Annotated in this window: 16 protein-coding genes; 10 read left to right on the top strand and 6 right to left on the bottom strand. The window is 61.9% G+C overall.

Translation table 11 applies throughout. The annotated features are described in order from the left end of the window. Positions 1–203 precede the first annotated feature (203 nt). Positions 204–440 (bottom strand): DUF2790 domain-containing protein, encoded by a 237-nt coding sequence (locus HX786_RS12780; RefSeq protein ID WP_177021908.1) that lies wholly within the window; start codon positions 438–440, stop codon positions 204–206. Between the two features lie 690 nt (positions 441–1130). On the opposite strand from HX786_RS12780, the gene bcsQ (HX786_RS12775) reads away from it, so the two are divergent. The 10 genes from bcsQ (HX786_RS12775) (at position 1131) to bcsQ (HX786_RS12730) (ending at position 16638) form a co-directional block, all read left to right on the top strand. Next, the gene (gene bcsQ / locus HX786_RS12775; protein ID WP_177036553.1) at positions 1131–2114 is read left to right on the top strand and encodes a cellulose biosynthesis protein BcsQ; all 984 of its coding nucleotides are present in this window, start codon (positions 1131–1133) and stop codon (positions 2112–2114) included. Then, positions 2111–4330, top strand: a complete 2220-nt coding sequence (gene bcsA, locus HX786_RS12770; protein WP_102367911.1) for a UDP-forming cellulose synthase catalytic subunit — start codon at positions 2111–2113, stop codon at positions 4328–4330. Before bcsQ (HX786_RS12775) ends, bcsA begins: the two co-directional genes overlap by 4 nt. Beyond that, complete coding sequence (gene bcsB / locus HX786_RS12765) at positions 4327–6585, top strand: cellulose biosynthesis cyclic di-GMP-binding regulatory protein BcsB (RefSeq protein ID WP_008435714.1); 2259 nt, start codon at positions 4327–4329, stop codon at positions 6583–6585. Before bcsA ends, bcsB begins: the two co-directional genes overlap by 4 nt. After that, positions 6582–7778: a cellulose synthase complex periplasmic endoglucanase BcsZ gene (bcsZ, locus tag HX786_RS12760; RefSeq protein ID WP_178912168.1), complete on the top strand. Its 1197-nt coding sequence runs from the start codon at positions 6582–6584 to the stop codon at positions 7776–7778. The genes bcsB and bcsZ overlap by 4 nt, the downstream gene beginning before the upstream one ends. Continuing rightward, positions 7760–11596 (top strand): cellulose biosynthesis protein BcsC, encoded by a 3837-nt coding sequence (locus HX786_RS12755; RefSeq protein WP_178912167.1) that lies wholly within the window; start codon positions 7760–7762, stop codon positions 11594–11596. The genes bcsZ and HX786_RS12755 overlap by 19 nt, the downstream gene beginning before the upstream one ends. 17 nt (positions 11597–11613) lie before the next feature. Beyond that, entirely contained in the window at positions 11614–12285 is a 672-nt protein-coding gene (locus HX786_RS12750) for an SGNH/GDSL hydrolase family protein (RefSeq protein ID WP_003218072.1), read from the top strand. Then, entirely contained in the window at positions 12285–12950 is a 666-nt protein-coding gene (locus HX786_RS12745; protein WP_178912166.1) for an alginate O-acetyltransferase AlgF, read from the top strand. Before HX786_RS12750 ends, HX786_RS12745 begins: the two co-directional genes overlap by 1 nt. A 17-nt stretch (positions 12951–12967) precedes the next feature. Next, the gene (locus HX786_RS12740; protein WP_003218070.1) at positions 12968–14383 is read left to right on the top strand and encodes an MBOAT family protein; all 1416 of its coding nucleotides are present in this window, start codon (positions 12968–12970) and stop codon (positions 14381–14383) included. Between the two features lie 12 nt (positions 14384–14395). Beyond that, positions 14396–15523, top strand: a complete 1128-nt coding sequence (locus HX786_RS12735) for a cell division protein FtsQ (protein ID WP_178912165.1) — start codon at positions 14396–14398, stop codon at positions 15521–15523. 173 nt (positions 15524–15696) lie between these two features. Continuing rightward, a complete protein-coding gene (bcsQ, locus tag HX786_RS12730; protein WP_008435707.1) occupies positions 15697–16638 on the top strand; it encodes a cellulose biosynthesis protein BcsQ in 942 nt (313 codons plus the stop codon). A 242-nt stretch (positions 16639–16880) separates the two neighbouring features. On the opposite strand, the gene HX786_RS12725 is transcribed toward bcsQ (HX786_RS12730), so the two are convergent. The 5 genes from HX786_RS12725 to HX786_RS12705 all read right to left on the bottom strand — a co-directional run bounded on the left by HX786_RS12725 (position 16881) and on the right by HX786_RS12705 (position 21112). Next, positions 16881–18095 (bottom strand): methyltransferase, encoded by a 1215-nt coding sequence (locus HX786_RS12725; RefSeq protein WP_178912164.1) that lies wholly within the window; start codon positions 18093–18095, stop codon positions 16881–16883. Continuing rightward, positions 18076–18765, bottom strand: coding sequence for an ABC transporter permease (locus HX786_RS12720; RefSeq protein WP_032899447.1), 690 nt, complete (start codon positions 18763–18765; stop codon positions 18076–18078). The genes HX786_RS12725 and HX786_RS12720 overlap by 20 nt, the downstream gene beginning before the upstream one ends. A gap of 38 nt (positions 18766–18803) precedes the next feature. Then, positions 18804–19499 carry an ABC transporter permease gene (locus HX786_RS12715; RefSeq protein ID WP_003218063.1) on the bottom strand — a complete coding sequence of 232 codons (696 nt, stop codon included), beginning with the start codon at positions 19497–19499 and terminating at the stop codon, positions 18804–18806. Positions 19500–19572: 73 nt separating this feature from the next. Then, complete coding sequence (locus tag HX786_RS12710) at positions 19573–20325, bottom strand: ABC transporter substrate-binding protein (protein WP_003218061.1); 753 nt, start codon at positions 20323–20325, stop codon at positions 19573–19575. A 13-nt stretch (positions 20326–20338) separates the two neighbouring features. Then, the gene (locus HX786_RS12705; protein ID WP_003218059.1) at positions 20339–21112 is read right to left on the bottom strand and encodes an ABC transporter ATP-binding protein; all 774 of its coding nucleotides are present in this window, start codon (positions 21110–21112) and stop codon (positions 20339–20341) included. Positions 21113–21500 lie beyond the last annotated feature (388 nt).

Genomic DNA, 21500 nt, shown 5'->3' with positions numbered 1-21500 from the left:
CCGACCGACGATTGCCAGGAGGATTATGAGTTCACCGAGCACCGTATTCGCGGTTAATCCCATTTAGCTTCAGATGAGGTTTTGTGGCGAGGGAGCTTGNNGAGCTTGCTCCCGCTGGGCTGCGCAGCAGGCCCAAAACAGTGGGAGCGCTGCGCACTCCAGCGGGAGCAAGCTCCCTTGCCACAGGTTTTGTCGTTCAGCTTTTAGCTGCCTTCGTTACACGAATCGGCAAATTTCTTGTACTCAAACACCCGCTTCTGCCCATGGGAATCCAGGTAGGTCATCCGCGCATTCACCACGCCACACGCCGCGCCTCCATCGTCCACGGTCGACAGTACTTGCTGTACATCCAGCTTGGGGCTGGCCTGGACATGGGCCGAAAAGGCGGCAACGTTGAGCAAGGCAAACAGGCTGCTGGCGATGAGGGTGTTGCGGTTCATGGTGGTGTCCTCTGAGGTTCAATAGGGTGTGTGTTGCGTTGGAGCCTATTGAGCGCCCGGGAGGTATCCGGCCTGTGTCATGCACCCGGCGTTTTGCTTCGGCATGTGTTGAGAAGGGGATTGCATACAACTTGATACAGAAACATATCCATTAGAGGCATTAGTGCCTCATGGTCTTTCTCTTAGATGTTTTCGACATAACGGTCATCGTTTTTCCCTTGAATAAGGTGAGTCTTACCGTATTCTGTTTCGAAATATTAAGCGTCATATAAATAGCGGAATCGTTTAACCCGGTTCACGGAACGTTGGCGGTTAATTACTAAGTAGTAATTTGATTCGTCAGCTAAGCAATTTTTCCTGACCAGGCGGCCAGAAAAATTGTTAGAAGCCGCCGCAAGCTTCTGATCTGAAAGAAAATGATAAAAATTCGCCAAATAAGTCAAAAATACGGCACTAAGCCGCTCGTCGGAAAGAATTCATCCAAAAGCATCAAAATACTGACACCATCAATCTGATATCACAGAATGCCGCCAGCCAACACATAACTAGAAAAACCAAGGTCAGCTCAACGGGCTGACCTTTTTAACGCCTTTAAAGCGTAATAACCGGGGAGGGCCGTGGGTGAGTCGCGCAGACGATATTTCAAAACTATTCAATAAGCTGGGCGCCAATCCAAATGGCTACCGGGAGATGTACGCCGTCCACGATTATCTTGAGGATGACGTGGTGGTCGAGCCTTTCGACGCCGTGCCCATCCCGGCCCAAACCGCTTGCACCGTCGCGCTGGATGAGCCGCCGTCGGCGCCATTGCTGCGCTTGCTCGAAGAGCTGACCCAGGGCGAAGCCGATCACCTGCAACCTCCCGAAGTGGTCGAAGGGCCGACCGGTGAGGTGTACTCGGATCAATCCTCACCCAAGGTGATCGTGGTGGTCTCGCTTAAGGGCGGTGTCGGTCGCAGCACGCTGACCGCGGCCATTGCCAGCGGCTTGCAGCGTCAAGGCCACCCGGCCGTGGCGCTGGACCTGGACCCGCAAAACGCCCTGCGTCATCACTTGTGCCTGGGCCTGAATTTGCCCGGCATCGGCGCGACGAGCTTGAGCAATGAGTCCTGGGAAGGCCTGGCTGAGCGCGGCTTTGCCGGTTGCCGCCTGGTGGCCTTCGGTGAGACCAACAACGACCAGCAAAAAAACCTCAATCGCTGGCTCGGCGAAGACGCCCAATGGCTGCCCCGGCACCTGGCCGGCTTGCAGTTGAATGGCCAGGACACGGTGGTGATCGACGTGCCTGCCGGCAACACGGTGTACCTGCACCAGGCCATGGCCCTGGCAGACGTGGTGTTGGTGGCGGTGCAGGCGGATGTTTCCTCATTCAGCACCCTGGCCCAGATGGACAGTGTGCTGGCGCCGTACCTTGAGCGCGAAAAACCGCCACTGCGTTACTACGTGATCAACCAACTCGACGGCGCCCACCGCTTCAGCCTGGACATGGCCGAAGTGTTCAAGGCCCGCCTCGGCGATGCACTGCTGGGCACGGTCCACCGTGACCCGGTGTTCAGTGAAGCCCAGGCCTGCGGCCGCGATCCCCTCGACCCTACCGTCAACAGTCTCGGCTGCCAGGACATTCATGCCCTGTGCCGCACGCTGCTCGAACGAATCGATTCGGACCTTCCATGACCGACATTACGTCCTCTACGCCCCACACTCCGGGGCGCGCCGAGCAGCGGCTGGACGCCGCGATTTCGCGCTTCAATCGCTGGCCCGATACGCTGCGCAAAGTGCTGGTGGTGATCAGTTGTGTGGTCGGCACCTTGCTGTTGGTGAGCATTGTCAGCGCCCCGCTGGACCTCTACAGCCAATGCCTGTTTGCCGCCGTGTGCTTCCTCGCGGTGCTGGTGCTGCGCAAGATTCCCGGGCGCATGGCGATCCTCGCGCTGGTGGTGTTGTCGCTGGTGGCGTCGCTGCGCTACATGTACTGGCGGCTGACTTCCACCCTGGGTTTTGAAACCTGGCTCGACATGCTGTTCGGCTACGGCCTGGTGCTCGCCGAGCTGTACGCGCTGGTGGTGCTGATCTTCGGCTACGTGCAAACCGCCTGGCCGCTGCGCCGCGAGCCGGTGTGGCTCAAGACCGAACCGTCGGAGTGGCCCACCGTCGACGTGTTCATCCCGACCTACAACGAGGCGTTGAGCATCGTCAAACTGACCATCTTCGCCGCCCAGGCGATGGACTGGCCCAAGGACAAGTTGCGCGTCCACGTGCTCGACGATGGCCGTCGCGACGACTTCCGCGATTTCTGCCGCAAGATCGGCGTGAACTACATCCGTCGCGACAACAATTTCCACGCCAAGGCCGGCAACCTCAATGAAGCGTTGAAGGTCACCGATGGCGAGTACATCGCGCTGTTCGACGCCGACCACGTGCCAACCCGTTCCTTCCTGCAAGTCAGCCTCGGCTGGTTCCTCAAGGACCCCAAGCTGGCGATGCTGCAAACGCCGCACTTCTTCTTTTCACCCGACCCGTTTGAAAAGAACCTCGACACCTTCCGCGCCGTGCCCAATGAGGGCGAGTTGTTCTACGGCCTGGTGCAGGACGGCAACGACCTGTGGAACGCGACGTTCTTCTGCGGCTCGTGTGCGGTGATCCGCCGCAAGCCCTTGCTGGAAATCGGCGGCGTGGCCGTCGAGACCGTCACCGAAGACGCCCACACCGCGCTCAAGCTCAACCGCCTGGGCTACAACACCGCTTACCTGGCGATCCCGCAAGCCGCGGGCCTGGCCACCGAAAGCCTGTCACGCCACATCAACCAGCGCATCCGTTGGGCGCGGGGCATGGCGCAGATTTTCCGCACCGACAATCCGCTGCTGGGCAAAGGCTTGAAGTGGGGCCAGCGCATCTGCTACGCCAACGCGATGCTGCACTTCTTCTATGGCTTGCCGCGGCTGGTGTTCCTCACCGCGCCGCTGGCCTACCTGATTTTCGGCGCGCAGATTTTCCACGCCTCGGCGCTGATGATTGTCGCCTATGTGTTGCCCCATCTCGTGCATTCGAGCCTGACCAACTCGCGGATCCAGGGGCGCTTCCGCCACTCGTTCTGGAACGAGGTCTACGAGACCGTACTGGCCTGGTACATCCTGCCGCCGGTATTGGTTGCATTGGTCAACCCCAAGGCGGGCGGCTTCAACGTCACCGACAAGGGCGGGATCATCGACAAGCAGTTCTTCGACTGGAAACTCGCCCGGCCGTACCTGGTACTGCTGGCGGTGAACCTGGTCGGGCTGTGCTTCGGTCTTTATCAGTTGATCTGGGGCGACGAGTCCACCGCGGTCACCGTGGCGATCAACCTGACCTGGACCCTCTACAACCTGATTATCACCAGCGCTGCAGTGGCGGTGGCTTCCGAAGCGCGGCAAGTGCGCTCCGAGCCGCGGGTCAGCGCGAAATTGCCGGTCAGTGTGATCTGCGCCGACGGTCGTGTGCTCAAAGGCACGACCCAGGATTTCTCGCAGAACGGCTTCGGCCTGATCCTCGCCGACGGGCACCAGATTGCCCGGGGCGAACAGTTGCAGTTGGTGCTGTCGCGCAACGGACAAGACAGCCTGTTCCAGGCGCGGGTGGTGTTCAGCAAGGGCGCGCAGATTGGCGCGCAATTCGATGCACTGTCCCTGCGCCAACAAAGCGAACTGGTACGCCTGACGTTTTCCCGCGCCGACACCTGGGCCGCGAGTTGGGGCGCCGGCCAGCCCGATACACCGTTGTCAGCCCTGCGTGAAGTCGGTGCCATCGGCATCGGCGGCCTGTTTACCCTGGGTCGCGCCACGCTGCATGAATTGCGTCTGGCCCTGCGCCGCACTCCCTCACAACCGCTCGATACGCTGATGGACAAGCCATGACTTCCACACTATTTGCCCGCCCGCAGTCGCGCGGCGTGCTCGCGCTGATGATCGCTTCGCTGCTGGGCCTGGGCTCGCAGGCACAGGCCGCTGCACCCGCTGTTGCGGTGCAGAGCACTGACGACGGCTACAGCCTGACCCTCAAGCAACTGGGCCGTCGCGACACCATGAACCTGCAAGGCGTGGAAGCGTCCGACAGCGTCAACTTCGACATCCGTGCCGATGAAGTGGTGAAGGGCGCGCAACTGTTGCTCAAGTACAGCTACTCGCCGGCGCTGCTGGCGGACCTGTCGCAGATCAACGTGCTGGTCAACGACGAAGTCGCCGCCAGCCTGCCGCTGCCCAAAGAGGGCGCAGGTATCCAGCAGGAAAAACTGGTGCAGATTCCGGCGCACCTGATCACCGAATTCAACCGCTTGAGCCTGCAGTTCATCGGCCACTACACCATGTCCTGTGAAGACCCGCTGCACAGCAGTCTGTGGGCCAAGATCAGCAACAGCAGTGAGCTGAAAGTGCAGGTGCAGCCGATCGTCTTGAAAGACGACCTGTCGGTGTTGCCGCTGCCGTTCTTCGACAAGCGTGATGCGCGCCAGGTCAGCCTGCCGTTCGTGTTTGCCAGCGCGCCGGACAACGCCGCGCTGGAAGCTGCCGGTGCGCTGTCGTCGTGGGTAGGCGGCTTGGCCAGCTACCGGGGTGCGACGTTCCCGACCACCCTTGGCGAGATTCCGGCCAAGGGCAACGCCATCGTGCTGGTGCAAAGTACTCAGGCCGTGGACGTACACGGTGTGGCGGTCCCTGAGCCTAAAGGGCCGACCCTGACCCTGATCACCAACCCCAACGACCCGAATGGCAAGCTGCTGATCGTCTCCGGCCGTGATGGCGCCGAACTCAAGCGTGCCGCCACCGCCGTGGTGCTGGGCAACCCGGTGTTGACCGGCAACAGCGTGGTCATCACCAGGCTCGACACCCTGGCCCCGCGCAGCCCTTACGACGCGCCGAACTGGCTGCCCAGCAACCGTCCGGTACGCCTTGGCGAGCTGGTAGAACTGAAAAAGCTCAACGTCTCCGGCTACAACCCGGGCCCGATCAGCGTCGACCTGCGCCTGCCGCCCGACCTGTTCAACTGGCGTGAAGAGGGCGTGCCGCTCAACGTCAAATACCGCTACACGCCGCAGCAGGTGTCCACCAACTCCTCCTTGCTGATCGGCCTGAACGACCAGTTCATGAAGTCTGTTGCGTTGCCGTCGGTGAGCAACCTGGGCGGTGGGCAGAGCCTGCTGGACCAGCTGAAGAAAGACGAAACCCTGCCCCGTGAAGTGACGACCCTGTTGCCGATCAGCTCGGCCTCGCCCAAGTCCAAGCTGCAACTGCGCTTCATGTACGACTACATCAAGGAAGGCGAATGCCGGGACATCATCGTCGACAACATGCGCGGTGCGATTGACCCGGACTCGAGCCTGGACCTGAGCAGCTACCAGCACTTTATCGCCATGCCGAACCTGGGCGTGTTCAACGACTCCGGCTTCCCGTTCACCCGCCTGGCTGACCTTTCGGAGTCGGCGGTGGTGATGCCGGACAACGTCGGCACCGATGAATTGAGCGCCTACCTGACTGTGATGGGCCGCTTCGGCGAGTCCACCGGCTACCCGGCCACCGCCGTCAAAGTGGTGCAGGCCAAAGACGTGCAAAGCGTTGCCGACAAAGACCTTCTGGTGCTCGCCACCGGCGGCAACCAGCCGCTGCTGCAGCAATGGCAGCAATACCTGCCGGCCACCAGTGACGGCCTGCAGCACCACTTCCTGTTGTCTGACCTGCCACGTTATGTGCGCAGCTGGATCAGCCCGGACGCCGCGGCCAACCAGCATACGGCCAATGCCGGCATCACCTTCAGCGGCCTGAGCAACAGCACCTGGTTCGCCGGCTTCCAATCGCCGCTCAAGGCCGGGCGCAGTGTGGTGCTGATCGCCAGCAACCAGCCTCAGGGCCTGCTTGAAGCGACCTCGGCGCTGATTGGCGGTGACGACTACAAAGACTCGATCCAGGGCAGCCTGGCGGTGGTGCAGGGCACGCAGATCAGCTCGTTGGTCGCGGACCAGCAGTACTACGTCGGCGACCTGAACTACTTCAAATTCATGCAATGGCAGCTGTCCCAGAACCTGGGCTGGATGCTGGCGATTACCTTCCTGGGGCTGCTGGTGCTGACCTGCCTGATCTACCTGGCACTGCGTGCCCGTGCAAAACGGCGGTTGGCATGAGCCCTTTGCGTAGCGCGATCCTGGCGGTGATTGGCAGCACATTGCTTGCCGGTGCCGCCCAGGCACAGACCTGCGATTGGCCGCTGTGGCAGAACTATGCCAAGCGCTTTATCCAGGACGATGGCCGGGTGTTGAACTCGTCCATGAAGCCGACGGAAAGCAGCTCGGAAGGGCAGTCGTACGCGATGTTCTTTGCCCTGGTGGGCAACGACCGGGCGACCTTCGACAAGCTCTGGACCTGGACCAAGTCCAACATGGCGGGCGCCGACATCGGCCAGAACCTGCCGGCCTGGCTGTGGGGCAAGCGTGACGATGGCAAGTGGGGCGCGATCGACAGCAACTCCGCCAGCGACGCCGATTTGTGGATGGCCTATGCGTTGCTTGAAGCCGCGCGCGTGTGGAACGCACCGCAGTACCGCAGCGACGCGCAACTGGTGTTGGCCAACGTTGAACGCAACCTGATCGTGCGCGTACCGGGCCTGGGCAAGATGCTGTTGCCGGGGCCGGTGGGCTATGCACACGCGGGAGGCCTGTGGCGCTTCAACCCCAGCTATCAAGTACTGCCGCAACTGCGCCGCTTTGCAAAAGAGCGCCCGAACGCCGGCTGGAACGAAGTGGCCGAGAGCAACGCGAAGATGCTCGCCGACCTGCCGAGCAATCCCCATGGCCTGGCGGCCAACTGGGTCGGTTACCGCGCCACCAGCGCGAACACCGGGCTGTTTATCGTCGACCCGTTTTCCGATGACCTGGGCAGCTACGACGCGATCCGCACTTACCTCTGGGCCGGCATGACCGCCAAGAGCGACCCGCTGGCCGCGCCGATGCTCAAGGCCTTGGGCGGGATTTCCCGTGCCACTGCTGCGTCGGTCAGCGGTTTGCCGCCGGAGAAAGTCCACGTGCTGACCGGTGAAGTCGAGAAAAACAACGGCTACACGCCGACGGGTTTCTCGGCCTCCACCATGGCCTTCTTCCAGGCCCGGGGCGAAACCGCCCTGGCGCAATTGCAAAAGCAGAAAGTCGACGACGCCCTCGCCAAGGCGCTCGCGCCTTCGGCCCCGGACAGCGCCCAGCCGATTTACTACGACTACATGCTCAGCCTGTTCGGCCAGGGCTTCGCTGATCAAAAGTACCGTTTCGAACAAGACGGCACGGTGAAATTATTCTGGGAGTCTGCATGCGCCGTCACACGCTAGCCATTGCGATTCTGGCGGCCCTGGCTTCCAGCGCCAGCTTTGCCGAAACCACTGACCCGCAAAGCCTGCTGATCGAGCAGGGCTATTACTGGCAGTCGAAAAAGAACCCGGAACGCGCCCTCGAGACCTGGCAGAAACTGCTGCGCCTGAGCCCCGAACAGCCGGATGCGCTATACGGCATTGGCTTGATCCAGGTGCAACAACAGCGTCCGGCCGAAGCGCAAAAGTACCTGGCCCGCCTGCAGGCGCTGAGCCCGGTACCGCGCCAGGCCTTGCTGCTGGAGCAGGACATCACCGTCAACATCCCGGCCAACGCCAAGTTGCTGGAACAGGCCCGTGAACTCGGCGAGCCTGAAGAAGAGCGCGAACAAGCGGTGGCGCTGTATCGCCAGATCTTCCAGGGGCGCCAGCCCCAGGGCCTGCTTGCCCGCGAGTATTACAACACCCTGGGCTTCACGCCCAAGGGCACGAACGAGGCCATCGCCGGCTTGCAGCGTTTGTCTCGCGAGCGGCCGAACGACCCGATTGTGGCGCTGTTCCTGGCCAAGCATCTGGCGCGTAACCCGGCCACCCGCGCCGACGGCATCCGCGCCCTGGCCAAGCTGGCCCCGAACAACGACGTGGGCGGCAACGCCGATGAAACCTGGCGCTTTGCGCTGATCTGGCTCGGCCCGCCGAAGAGCGACCAGGTGCCGTTGTTCCAGCAGTTTCTGGCGGCGCATCCGGACGACAGCGAAATCCGTGCGCTGATGAACAAGGGCATTGCCCAAGGCAAGACCGGCGCCGGTTGGCAGCGTGATCCGCAGATGACCAAGGCGTTCAAGGCGCTGGATGACGGCGACCTGAAAACCGCCGAGCCGCTATTGGCGGCGCGCCTCAATGAAAAATCCAATGACGTCGATGCCCTCGGCGGCATGGGCGTGCTGCGTCAACAGCAGCAGCGCTTCAGCGAGGCTGAAAGCTACCTGGTTCAGGCCACCCGTTTGCCGGGTGGCGCGGCATGGCAGTCGGCGCTCAATGATGTGCGCTACTGGAACCTGCTCAACCAGGCCCGTGACGCCCAGCGTGGCGGGCGCGGCAGCCAGGCCCGCGACCTGGTGGCCCAGGCCGAACGCTTGAACCCTGGCCAGCCCGGCGCTGCCGTGGCACTGGCGGGTTTCCAGGCCCAGGACAATCAGTTCGACACCGCTGAAGCCGGCTACCGCAAAGTGCTCGCCCGTCATCCTGGCGACCCGGACGCGCTGAGCGGCTTGATCAACGTGCTGTCCCAATCCGGGCAGCCGGAAGAAGCCTTGAAGCTGATCGACTCGGTGTCGCCCGCCGAGCGCGCGAAGTTCGCGCCGAGTGTGAAAATCACCGCGTTGCGCGCTACCCAGGTCGGCAAGCTGGCCGAGCAGCGGGGCGATTTGAAAGCCGCGCAAGCCGCCTACAAACAAGCCCTTGATGCCGACCCGGAAAACCCGTGGACACGCTTCGCCCTGGCGCGCATTTACCTGCGCGACGGCCAGATTCGCAACGCCCGTGCCTTGATCGACGGCTTGCTGGCCAAGCAGCCGAACCAGCCGGACGCGCTGTACACCAGCACGCTGCTGTCGGCGGAGCTGGGTGAGTGGAAAAAGGCTGAAGAGACCCTGGCGCGTATCCCTGCGGGGCAACGTACCGCTGACATGAACGAGCTGGGTATCGATATCGCGCTGCACAAGCAGACCGACATCGCCATCGAGACCGCCCGCCGTGGCCAGCGCCCGGAAGCCCTCGCGCTGCTGGGCCGCAGTGAAGCCATGACCCGGCAGAAGCCTGAGCGCCTGGCAGTGCTGGCTGCCGCTTATGTGGAAGTCGGCGCGACGCAGCAGGGCCTGGATATCATGCAGAAGGTTCTGGATAACAATCCGAACCCGACCGTCGACCAGAAACTGCTGTACGCCAATGTGCTGCTCAAGGCCAACCACTACACCGAGGCGGGCGACATCCTGCGTGAAGTGCAGGGCAAGCCGCTGAGTGAAACCGGTCGCCAGCGTTACGACGATTTGATCTACCTGTACCGGGTCAAACAGGCTGATGCCCTGCGTGAGAAAAACGACCTGGTCGCGGCCTACGACATGCTGTCGCCGGCCCTTGCCCAGCGTCCCAACGACGCTATGGCGGTAGGTGCCCTGGCGCGGATGTACGCGGCCAGCGGCAATAGCAAAAAGGCCATGGAGCTTTATGCGCCGCTGATTCAGCAGAACCCGAACAACGCTCGCCTGCAACTGGGCCTGGCGGATATCGCGCTGCAAGGCCGTGATCGTGGCCTGGCGGAAAGCGCCAGTGAAAAGGCGCTGTCCCTGGAACCGGGCAACCCCGAGATCCTCACCTCGGCTGCGCGCATCTATCAGGGGCTGGGCAAAAACAACGAAGCCGCTGCGCTGCTGCGCAAGGCGTTGGCGATTGAGAACAGCCAGAAGAGCCAGACGCAATTGGCTCAGGCCGGCTCCCAGGGCGTGCCTTACAACCCCTTCGTCGGCTTGCCGGGCCAGCGTCGCCAGGTCACCGACCTGACCGTCGCCGGCGCCGTGCCGCCGCCGATTGATGCACCGACCAATGTCGTGCCGGACAATGCCCTGGCAGCCTCCGCGCGTCCGGCGTCGAACAACTGGAACGAGCCGTTCGAGCCACCGTCGAGCATTGCTGCACTCGACACCGCCAACCTCAGCCCGGCACGTCGTGCGCTGGATACGATCCTGCGGGATCGCACCGGTTACCTGGTGCAGGGCTTGAGCGTTCGCAGCAACAATGGCGAAAGCGGCTTGAGCAAAATCACTGACGTCGAGGCGCCATTCGAAGCGCGGATGCCGGTGGGGGATCTGAACGTTGCGCTGCGCGTGACGCCGGTGCACTTGAGCGCTGGTAGCGTAAGCGACGATGCCTTGTCACGTTTTGGCAAGGGCACCCCGAAACCGGCCGGCTCGCAGAGCGACACCGGTGTAGGTCTCGCTGTGGCGGTGGAAGATCCGGACAAGGGGCTCAAGGCTGACGTCGGCGTTAGTCCGCTGGGCTTTACTTACAGTACCGTGGTCGGTGGCGTCAGTGTGGCCCGACCGTTTGAAGCCAATTCGAACTTCCGTTATGGCGTCAACGTATCCCGGCGTCCGGTCACCGATAGCGTGACGTCCTTTGCGGGTTCTAAAGACGGCGATGGGAATAAGTGGGGCGGCGTCACCGCCAATGGTGGCCGTGGCGAGTTGAGCTATGACAACCAGAAACTTGGTGTGTACGGCTATGGTTCGTTGCACGAATTGCTGGGCAATCATGTCGATGACAACACCCGTCTGGAATTGGGGAGCGGCATCTACTGGTACCTGCGCAACAACCCGTCCGACACCCTGACGTTAGGTATCAGTGGCTCGGCTATGGGCTTCAGTGAGAACCAGGGTTTCTACACCTACCGCCAAGGCGGGTACTTCAGTCCGCAACGCTTCTTCTCTCTAGGTGTTCCGGTGCGTTGGGCCCAGAGTTTTGACCGTTTCAGCTACCAGCTAAAAAGCTCGGTGGGTGTGCAGCATATCGAGCAAGATGGCGTCGCTTATTTTCCAGGCCACAAAGAGCTGGGTAATCAAGCATACGACTCCAGCAGCAAGACCGGCATCGGCTACAGCTTCAACGCCGCCGCCGAATACCGCCTCAGCTCGCGCTTTTACCTGGGTGGCGAAGTCGGTCTCGACAACGCCCAGGACTATCGCCAGTACGTCGGTAACGCCTACCTGCGCTACTTGTTTGAAGACCTGAGCGGGCCTATGCCCTTGCCGGTCAGTCCGTACCGTTCCCCTTATTCGAATTGATTTGATAGGAGTCATCCATGCCTGTTTCCGCTTCTGCTATTGCCGGCCTGACCCTGCTGGTATTGGGCGAAAGTCACATGAGCTTTCCTGATTCACTGCTCAACCCGCTGCAGGACAACCTCACCGCCCAGGGCGCCAAGGTTCACTCCATCGGCGCGTGCGGCGCCGGTGCAGCCGACTGGATCGTGCCGAAGAAAGTCGAGTGCGGTGCCGAGCGCCTGCCGGTTGGCAAGGCCGAGATTTTCGGCAAGAACGCCATGAGCACCACCCCGATCAAAGACCTGATCGCCAAGGACAAGCCGGACCTGGTGGTGATCATCATCGCCGACACCATGGCCTCGTACCCGGAGCCGCAGTTCCCGAAAGTCTGGGCCTGGAAAAGCGTGACTTCCCTGACCAAGGCCATCACCGAAACCGGCACCAAGTGCGTGTGGGTCGGGCCGGCGTGGGGCAAGGTCGGTTCGCAGTACAAGAAGGATGATGCGCGCACCAAGGTGATGTCGCAGTTCCTCGCCACCAACGTGGCGCCGTGCACCTACGTTGACTCGCTGACCTTCTCCAAGCCGGGCCAGTGGATCACCACCGACGGCCAGCACTTCACCATCGACGGCTACCAGAAGTGGGCCAAGGCGATCGGCGACTCCCTGGCGAAGTTGCCACCGGCCGCCGTGGGCAAAGGAGCGCAATAATGAAACGGATTACCCTGGGCCTGGCGACCTTGCTCGCCAGCGTCAGCGCCTACAGCGCCGACATCCCGCTTTACCCCACCGGCCCGGAGAAGGATTCGGCCTTCCTGCGCCTGGCCAACGGCACCGACGGCGAGCTGAAATTGCTGCCCCAGGGTTCCAAGGCCAGCCTGGTGTTGGGTGGCGACAAACTGGTGTCTGACTACCTGCCGGTGTCGGGCGGCAAGACCCCGATCAAGGGTGTGTTGAGCCAGGGCGGCAAGGATTCCGAGCTGGCCGTGACCGTCGCGCCGGGCGAGTTCGCCACCGTAGTGGCCGTGCCGGACGCCAAGGGCGGCACGCGCCAGTTGGTGATCCACGAACAGCCGGATGACTTCAACGCACTGAAGGCCTCGCTGGCCTTTATCAACGCCGACGCCGCCTGCGCCGACGCGAGCCTGGAAGCCGTGGCGCAAAAAGCCGAGCTGTTCAAGAAGGTCGCCGAAGGCGCGATTTCGCGCCGCATGATCAACCCGGTAGAACTGTCGGTGCAGCTCAAATGCGCCAACGCGCCAATGGGCCAGCCGCTGACCTTCACCCTCAAGGCCGGCGAACGCTACAGCGTGCTCGCACTGCCATCGGCCGCCGGTTCGAGGTTGCTGTTTACCTCCGACACGCTCGCTAACTGATCGGGCCCGACACCACCATGGTCTTTGCCTCACTGGAATTCCTCACGCTGTTCCTGCCGGCCTTCCTGTTGATTTATGCGCTGGCCCGTCCGGGCTGGCGCAACGTCATCCTGTTGATCGGCAGCTGGCTGTTCTACGGCTGGTTGAGCCCGCTGTTCCTGTTCCTGCACATGGTGTTGACCGTGGTGGCGTGGGTCGGCGGTTTGCTGGTGGACCGTTCCCGTGAAGACGGCAAGGGCCGGGTGCGGTTGTTGATCGCGTTGATCGTGTTCAACACCGCGGTGCTGTGTTGGTACAAGTACGCCAACATCGTCGCGGGCACCGTGAGTGAGGTAATCACCTGGTACGGCGCGATGCCGCTGGATTGGCAGCGCGTGGCGTTGCCGGCCGGGTTGTCGTTCATCGTGCTGCAGGCGATTTCGTACCTGGTGGATGTGCACCGGCACACCGTGCCGGTGGAGCGCAGCTTCATCAATTACGCGACCTATATCTCGATGTTCGGCCACTCGATTGCGGGCCCGATCATTCGTTATGACTGGGTGCGGCGCGAGCTGAACCAGCGTTATTTCAACTGGCCGAATTTCAGCCTTGGCGCCCGGCGTTTCATGATCGGCATGGGCATGAAAGTACTGGTGGCCGACACCTTGTCGCCGTTGGTGGACATCGCCTTCCACCTGGAAAACCCGAGCCTGGTGGATGCCTGGATCGGCTGCCTGGCGTACTCGTTGCAACTGTTTTTCGACTTCGCCGGCTACAGTGCCATGGCCATCGGCCTGGGCTTGATGCTGGGCTTCCACTTCCCGGAAAACTTCAACCGGCCATACCTCGCCAGCAGCATCCAGGACTTCTGGCGGCGCTGGCATTTATCGCTGTCCAGCTGGCTGCGGGACTACCTGTACATCGCCCTCGGCGGTAACCGCGATGGCGTATGGCGCACCTACCGCAACCTGTTCCTGACCATGGCGATTGCCGGGTTGTGGCATGGCGGCGACAGTTGGAACTACCTGTTGTGGGGTTCGGCCCACGGTATCGCGTTGTGCATTGACCGGGCGTGGTCGCGCTCGAGCCTGCCGAGCATTCCGCCGGTGCTGTCGCACATCTTGACGCTGCTGTTTGTGTGCCTGGCCTGGACGCTGTTCCGCGCACCGGACTTCCATTCGGCACTGACCATGTACGCCGGCCAATTCGGCATGCATGGCATGGCCTTGGGTGATGCGTTGGCCGTGGCCATGCGCCCGGCCCATGGCATGGCCGCGTTGCTCGGTTTGGTGTGCATCATCGCGCCGATCTGGCAGACCCGCTGCGAGCAGCGTTTTGGTACGCAGCCCTGGTTTGTGGTGGCCGCATCCCTGTGGCCGGTGGCCGGGTTTGTGTTGTCGTTCGCGCTGATTGCCAGCCGCGATGCCGTGCCGTTTCTGTACTTTCAGTTCTAAGGAAGCCTGACGATGCCCGCCCCTACCGCGCCGACCCCACCGAGTGAACTGACCGTCCGCACCAGCCCCCTGGCGGGCTGGGTGTTGGTGCCTTTCCTGGCGGCGGGGCTGTTGTCTTGCGTCTGGCTGATGGTCAAGGGGCCGGTGAGTTTCCTGCCGCCCAAGGTCGACAGCGACATGCTGCTGCACGGTGAAGTGACCCATCGGTTTGCCAAGGAATTGTCCAAGGCACCGATGGCCATCGAAGCGGCAAACCTGGAGCGCGGCGCCAGTTGGCTGGCGTTCGGCGACACCGGGCCGCGGGTGCGCCAGGGCTGCCCGGGCTGGCTGTTTATCAGCGATGAGCTGAAGCTCAACCGCCACGCCGAAGACAATGCGCGCACCAAGGCCGACGCGGTGATCGACCTGAAAAAGCAGCTAGGCCAGCGCGGTATTGATCTGCAAGTGATGGTGGTGCCGGATAAAACCCGCATCGCCGCTGCCCAGCGTTGCGGCTTGTATCGTCCGGCCGTGCTGGATGGCCGGATTCAGCAATGGAGCACGCTGTTGCAAGCGGCGGGCGTTGAAGTGCTGGATTTGACCGACACCCTGAAACCCCTCGGCCCGGACGCCTACCTGCGTACCGACACGCACTGGAGCGAAATCGGCTCGAATGCCGGCGCCCGCGCCGTGGCCCTGCGCATCCAGCAGCGCGGTATCCAGGCCACGCCGGAGCAAGCCTTCGACATTACCCAGGCACCGCTCGCACCGCGACCGGGTGACCTGGTGCGCCTGGCCGGTCTCGATTGGTTGCCGCCGAAGTTACAGCCGGTGGGCGAGCAGGTTGCGGCCAGCACCGCGCATGAGAATGGCCCGGCGGCGTCGAGTAACCCTGACGATTTGTTTGGTGACGCCGGCCTGCCGAACGTGGCGCTGATCGGTACCTCGTTTTCGCGCAATTCGAATTTCGTGGGTTTCCTGCAAAAAGCCCTGAACGCTCCGGTGGGTAACTTCAGCAAGGACGGCGGCGAATTTTCAGGCGCCGCCAAGGCTTATTTCGACAGCCCGGCGTTCAAGCAGACGCCGCCCAAGCTGCTGATCTGGGAGATCCCGGAGCGGGATTTGCAAACACCTTACGACCCGATAAAGATTAGTCAGTAAATTGACCATTTACCGCTCGTCTTAAAGATTTCTTCAGAAACACCAAAATAATGACACTTTCATTCCTTTGTCACAGAATGCGTACACAAAGGCGCCCACAAAAAGACCTGCGGTAAGCATCAGTACAGCTGACCTTTCACGTCTTTAAGATGCGTCGTGAGGGAGTGTTGGCGATGAGCCGTACCGATGATCTTTTTTCGTTGTTCGATAAGACGACTGCCAGTGATGTTCAAGGGATGGATTCGATGCTGCAGTTCTTCGAAGACATGCCGGTCGACGACAGTGCCAGCCTCAATATGGGCAGTGGCGCGTCGTTCTCCCGACATTCCCCTTGTGCCAACGAGCAGTCCCGCGAAGCCGCGAACATCCGGGCGAAGGTGGTAGCGCTGGTTTCGGTCAATGGCGGCGTCGGCCGCAGCACCCTGGCCACCGCGCTGAGCAGCGGTTTGCAGCGCCTGGGGCAGCCAGTGGTGGCGCTGGACCTGGACCCGCAAAACGCGCTCTATCACCACTTCGGCCTGGGCCACACCTTGCCCGGCATCGGGCGCACCAGCCTGCACAACGAGCGCTGGAGCCAGATCCTTCATTCAGGCTTTGCCGGTTGCCAGGTGATCACGTTTGGCGAAACCGATATCCGTCAGCAGGAAGACCTCCAGCGCTGGCTGAAACAGGAGCCGCATTGGCTGGCGCAACATTTGTCGGCCCTGGGCTTGGGTGAGCAGGACACGGTGATCATCGACACCCCGGCGGGCAATAACGTCTACCTGCATCAGGCACTGAACGTGGCCGATGTGGTGCTGGTCATCGCCCAGGCGGATGCGGCTTCCCTTGGCACCCTGGAGCAGATGGAGCAGTTGCTGGCGCCACACCTTGATGATCGGCCGGCGCTGCGTTGCCATTTCGTGATCAACCAACTCGACGAGACCTCGGGCTTCAGCCTGGACATGGTCGAGGTGTTCAGGAAGCGCCTGGGTGACAGCCTGTTGGAGGTGGTGCATCGGGATCCGGCGATCAGCGAGGCCCTGGCTTTTGGCAGCGATCCGCTGGATAACCAAGCCGCAAGCATGGCCTGTGACGATATAAACGCGCTTTGCCGCCTGCTGGTTGCCCACTGAAAAGCCCGGGTTATGCCGCTAACCTCAGATGCTTATGCACAATCGGTTGGTTCGACCTGTCATCAAACCGCAATTTTGCGGAGCGGTTCTCATCACGCTGCAACTGCCTGTTTTGCGTGCGTTTTATTTTGTGAACAAAAAATGACCAGTCAGCATTTTGCGCCGCGAAGCTTGCCGGCAGGGCCTCTGCCAGAATTCCATCAACAGAGTTATCCACAGGGCACGCTGCGACAAAATGCCCTTTAATTGCGCTCGGCGAGCAGCATCAGGTTGCGCGGGGTGAGCGGTGTTTCGCAGAAGCTGCCGACTTGAACCCTGTAACCGTTTTCTTCGAGAAACAATGCCCGGTCCAGTACCAGCCACATTTCCAGCGGGCGCCGAAACAGACCACGCACTAATTCCAGGTTTCGCACCTGTGCCAAGCGCTGCCAGCCTTGGGCCTCCAGTGCCGACCAATCCTGTTCCCCTGTGGATAATCCCTTGAGGGCCGCCAGTTCGCGGCAGTAGTCGGCGAACGGCTTGGCCAGCCAACTCGCGGGCAGGGACGGAGTGGGCAGGTAAGCATCGCTCTTGCGCAGTTGCCGCTGCAGAACATCAAAGCCCAGGCGCCTGGCCATCGACGTATCGCGCTGCTGACGCACCCGCGCGCCTGCGGTAACGGTTTCGCTCAGCGGCAGGCCGAGGTCTTCCACCGATAAGTGCAGTGACGACGCCTGGGCGGCAATCGACAGCGGCGGGTACTGCTCGGCGCGGATGCGGTTGTAGCAGCAGGGCGCCACGGCCAACTGCTGGCAGCCGGCGGCGCTGGCCAGCCGGAGCAGGCGCACATGCAGGTCGCCGCAGGCGTGCAGTGCCACCGGGGTTTGGTCGCGGCTGATCTGTACGTCGGCCATCACGTCTTGCAGGCGGTGGGTGACGGGCAATTGATGGTGTTCGCTGAGGGCTTGCCCTGAGGCGATGAGGGCCGGGTCGTATTCCAGGCAGGTCAGTTGCTGCCCGGGTTGCAACAGGCGGCGGCCGAGGTGGCCCTTGCCGGCACACCAGTCGAGCCAGTGTTCGGGGGTTTGGCGAAATTGCAGCGCGGCGCCGAAGGCTTCGATCTGCTGCCATTTGCGGCCGGGTACATCGACGTTCAGGCGATGACGGGCGGCCGGTAGCGGGCGGGACGGTAAGTTATCCACAGCACTGAGATTCAGCGACTGCATGGCCAGCTCAGGGAAAGGCGCAGGCGCCGGCAGGTGGTGAGGCTGGTTATGGCTGGTTTCCGCTTCGGCCAGCGAGCGCTGGCGCAGCCAATGGGCCAGTTCGGGATGCTGGGTTTCCCACGGCAATTGCAGGTGAGTAAAGGGCCGTGGTCGCCACAGCCCTTGATGTTCGGTGAGGAACGCATCCAGCGCCTGGAAGCGGGCGAGCAGTTGCTCACCCGTCAACAAGGCGTCAGCGGCCCTGGCAGGCATCGACCCGCAACCAGCGCTCCAGCAGCTTGAAGAAGCGCACCAGGACGTAGGACATTAGCAGGTAGAACAAGCCGGCAGCGAAGAAGATCTCCACCGGCAGGTAGGTGCGGGCAATGATCGTGCGGGCCATGCCGGTCAGTTCCAGCAGGGTCACGGTACTGGCCAGGGCGCTGGCCTTGAGCATCAGGATCACTTCGTTGCTGTAGGCCGGCAGGCCGATGCGCGCGGCACGCGGCAGGATGATGTAGAACAGCGCCTTGGGCCTGGACATGCCCAGCGCCCGCGCGGCTTCGATTTCACCCGGCGGGATGGCCTGGATCGCGCCACGCAGGATCTCGGCGATATAGGCGGCGGTGTGCAGGGTCATGGTGGCGGTGGCGCACCAGAACGGGTCCCGCAGGTACGGCCACATGAAGCTTTCACGCACGGCGTCGAACTGTGCCAGGCCGTAGTACACCAGGAACAGCTGCACCAGCAGCGGCGTGCCGCGGAAGAAGAAAATGTAGCAGTAGGGCAGGGTGCGCACGTACCACAGGCGTGACGAGCGGGCGATGCCCAGCGGGATTGCCAGCAGCAGGCCGGCGATCACGGCGATGGCCACCAGCTCCAGGGTCAGGGTTGCGCCCTGGGCCAGTTTCGGCAGCCATTTGATGATCACGGCCCAGTTCAGGCCCAGGTCGAAATGCGACAGCCAGCTGTAGTCGCCACTCATTGCGTGCTCCTCGCAAAGCCGCGCGCGGCACGTTTTTCCAGGAAGTGCATGCCGGTCATCGCCAGGACAGTGAGGCCCAGGTACATGAAGGCCGCGACCATAAAGAAGGTGAAGGGCTGCTTGGTGACGGTCACGCCGATCTGCGCGTGGCGCATGATTTCTTCCAGGCCGATCACCGAGACCAGCGCGGTGTCCTTCATCAGAATCATGAACAGGTTGCCCAGGCCCGGCAGCGCGATGCGCCACATCTGCGGCATGATCAAGCGGGTGAAGATCCGGACCTTCGACAAGCCCAGTGCGACACCGGCTTCACGGTGGCCCTTGGGAATGGCCAGGATCGCGCCGCGGAAGACTTCCGTGGCGTAGGCGCCAAAGCACAGGCCCAGGGCGATCACCCCAGCGGCGAAAGCGCTGAGGGAAAGGTCGGGGTTGCCGAAAAACTCCCCGAGGGAGCGCATCAGGTTGACCGTGCCGAAGTAGATCAGCAGGACCCACAGCAGTTCCGGGATGCCGCGAACCAGGGTGGAGTAGCTGCCGCCAAGCCATTGCAGCGGCTTGTACGGGGAAGTCTTGGCCAGGGCGCCGGCCAGCCCGAGCACCAGCCCGAGGCACAGGGCGGTGAGCGCCAGCTTGACGGTCATCAGCGCGCCGGCGGCGAGCGCCGGGCCGAATCCGTAGAGGTCGAAATTCATGGTTTAGTCGTTTCGCAAGGCAAAGCTCAGGACCGGCGCACTCAAGCGAGCACGCCGGGCAGGCCATTCAGGATCACTCGATACTGAAAGGGAAGTACTTGTCGTTGATCTTCTTGTAGGTGCCGTCGGCCTTGATTTCAGCCAGGGCTTTGTTCAAGCGCTCGCGCAGCGGGTCGCCTTTGCGTACGGCGATACCGATCTTGTCGCTCTCGACCACCGGGTCGCCCTTGAATTCGTAGGCGGAGCCGTCTTTGCTTTTCAGCCACTCGTACTGCACGTACTTGTCGGCGAGCATCCCGTCCAGGCGGCCGGAAGTCAGGTCGAGGTAGGCGTTTTCCTGGGTGTCGTAGAGCTTGGCGGTGGTGTCCGGCAGCTTGTCTTCCAGGTAGGTACCGGCCAGCGTTGCGCGCTGTGCACCGATGATCTTGCCCTTCAGGTAGTCCGCGTCGGTCTTGAAGTCTTTGTTGGCTTTGGGCGCGATGAACTGCAGCTTGTTGGAGTAGTACGGGTCGGTGAAGTCGACGGCCTGCTTGCGTTCATCGGTGATGGACAGCGAGGAGACCAGGAAGTCGAACTTCTTGGCATTCAGGGCCGGGATGATGCCGTCCCAGTCGGAGACATACACTTCGCACTTCTCGACTTTCATCTTGGCGCACAGGGCGTCGCCGATGTCCTTGTCGAAGCCGACGACGTTGCCGCTGGCATCTTTATTGTTGAACGGCGGGTAGGCCGCTTCGATCCCCATTTTCAAGGTTTCAGCCATCGCCGTGGCGCTGAACGCCATCGAAACAGCGGCGGCCAAGAGGAATTTTTTATAGTTCTGCATGCATGTTGCTCCGTTAGCGGTTGCTGGACATGAATTGTTTGCAGCGCGCCGAAAGCGGGTTTTCAAATACCTGCTGTGGCGATCCTTGCTCTTCGACCAGGCCCTGGTGCAGGAACACCACTTCACTGGACACCTGGCGGGCAAAGCCCATTTCATGGGTGACCAGCAGCATGGTGCGGCCTTCTTCGGCCAGGGCGCGGATCACATTAAGTACTTCCTGAACCATTTCCGGGTCAAGGGCCGATGTGGGCTCGTCGAACAGGATGACTTTGGGCTGCATGGCCAGGGTGCGTGCGATCGCGGCGCGTTGTTGCTGGCCGCCGGACAGTTGCGCGGGGTAGGCATGACGCTTGTCACTGATGCCGACCTTGGCCAGCAAGGCTTCGGCGATTTCAGTGGCTTCGGCCTTGCTCTGGCCGAGCACGCGGCGCGGGGCCTCGATGATGTTGTCGAGGACGCTCATGTGCGGCCACAGGTTAAAGTTTTGAAACACAAAACCGATTTCGCTGCGCAGGCGGTTGATCTGTTTGCCGTCGGCGGCCACCAGTTCGCCGTTTTTCGCAGCCTTGAGCTTGAGCTCTTCACCAGCCACCAGGATTTGCCCCTGGTGCGGGTTTTCCAGCAGGTTGATGCAGCGCAGGAACGTGGACTTGCCGGAACCGGAGGAACCCAGGATCGAGATCACATCGCCGTCGCGGGCGGTCAGCGAGATACCTTTAAGCACCTCCAGCTCACCATAGCGTTTATGCAAGTTGCGGATTTCAAGCGCGGGCGTGGCCTCAGCCATGTGCGGTCCTCATTGTGTTCATTGCGCTCCTGCTGTTGGCCCGCCTTCCTGGCGAGGCGCCAAGCTAGCATAGCGTCCGGATGACAGCCAACAGCCCTGCAGGCGGTAAACAGACGGTCTGCGGCAGGGTGTCGCATCGGCACAGCAGTGTGTCGCGCCATCAACAACCGAACAGCCGTTTGAACCAGTATTCCTACAGGTTTCGCGTAAAAAAGGGCGCGATGGTGCCAGCTTTGGCCGGGTGTTGGAAGGGTTAAACCGGCGAACGGTCCTTATCAGCCCTTTTATGGGGCGTCACGCACAAATTGTGTGTGTTTTTGGTGCGCTGATTCGTCTTTCAAGTGAGTCGCACAGTAACGCTATAGCGGAATGCCATTAGTGTCAGTGA

The organism is Pseudomonas sp. 21615526, assembly GCF_013386245.1.
Lineage (GTDB): Bacteria > Pseudomonadota > Gammaproteobacteria > Pseudomonadales > Pseudomonadaceae > Aquipseudomonas.
This window is presented reverse-complemented; position numbering and strand designations above follow the sequence as displayed.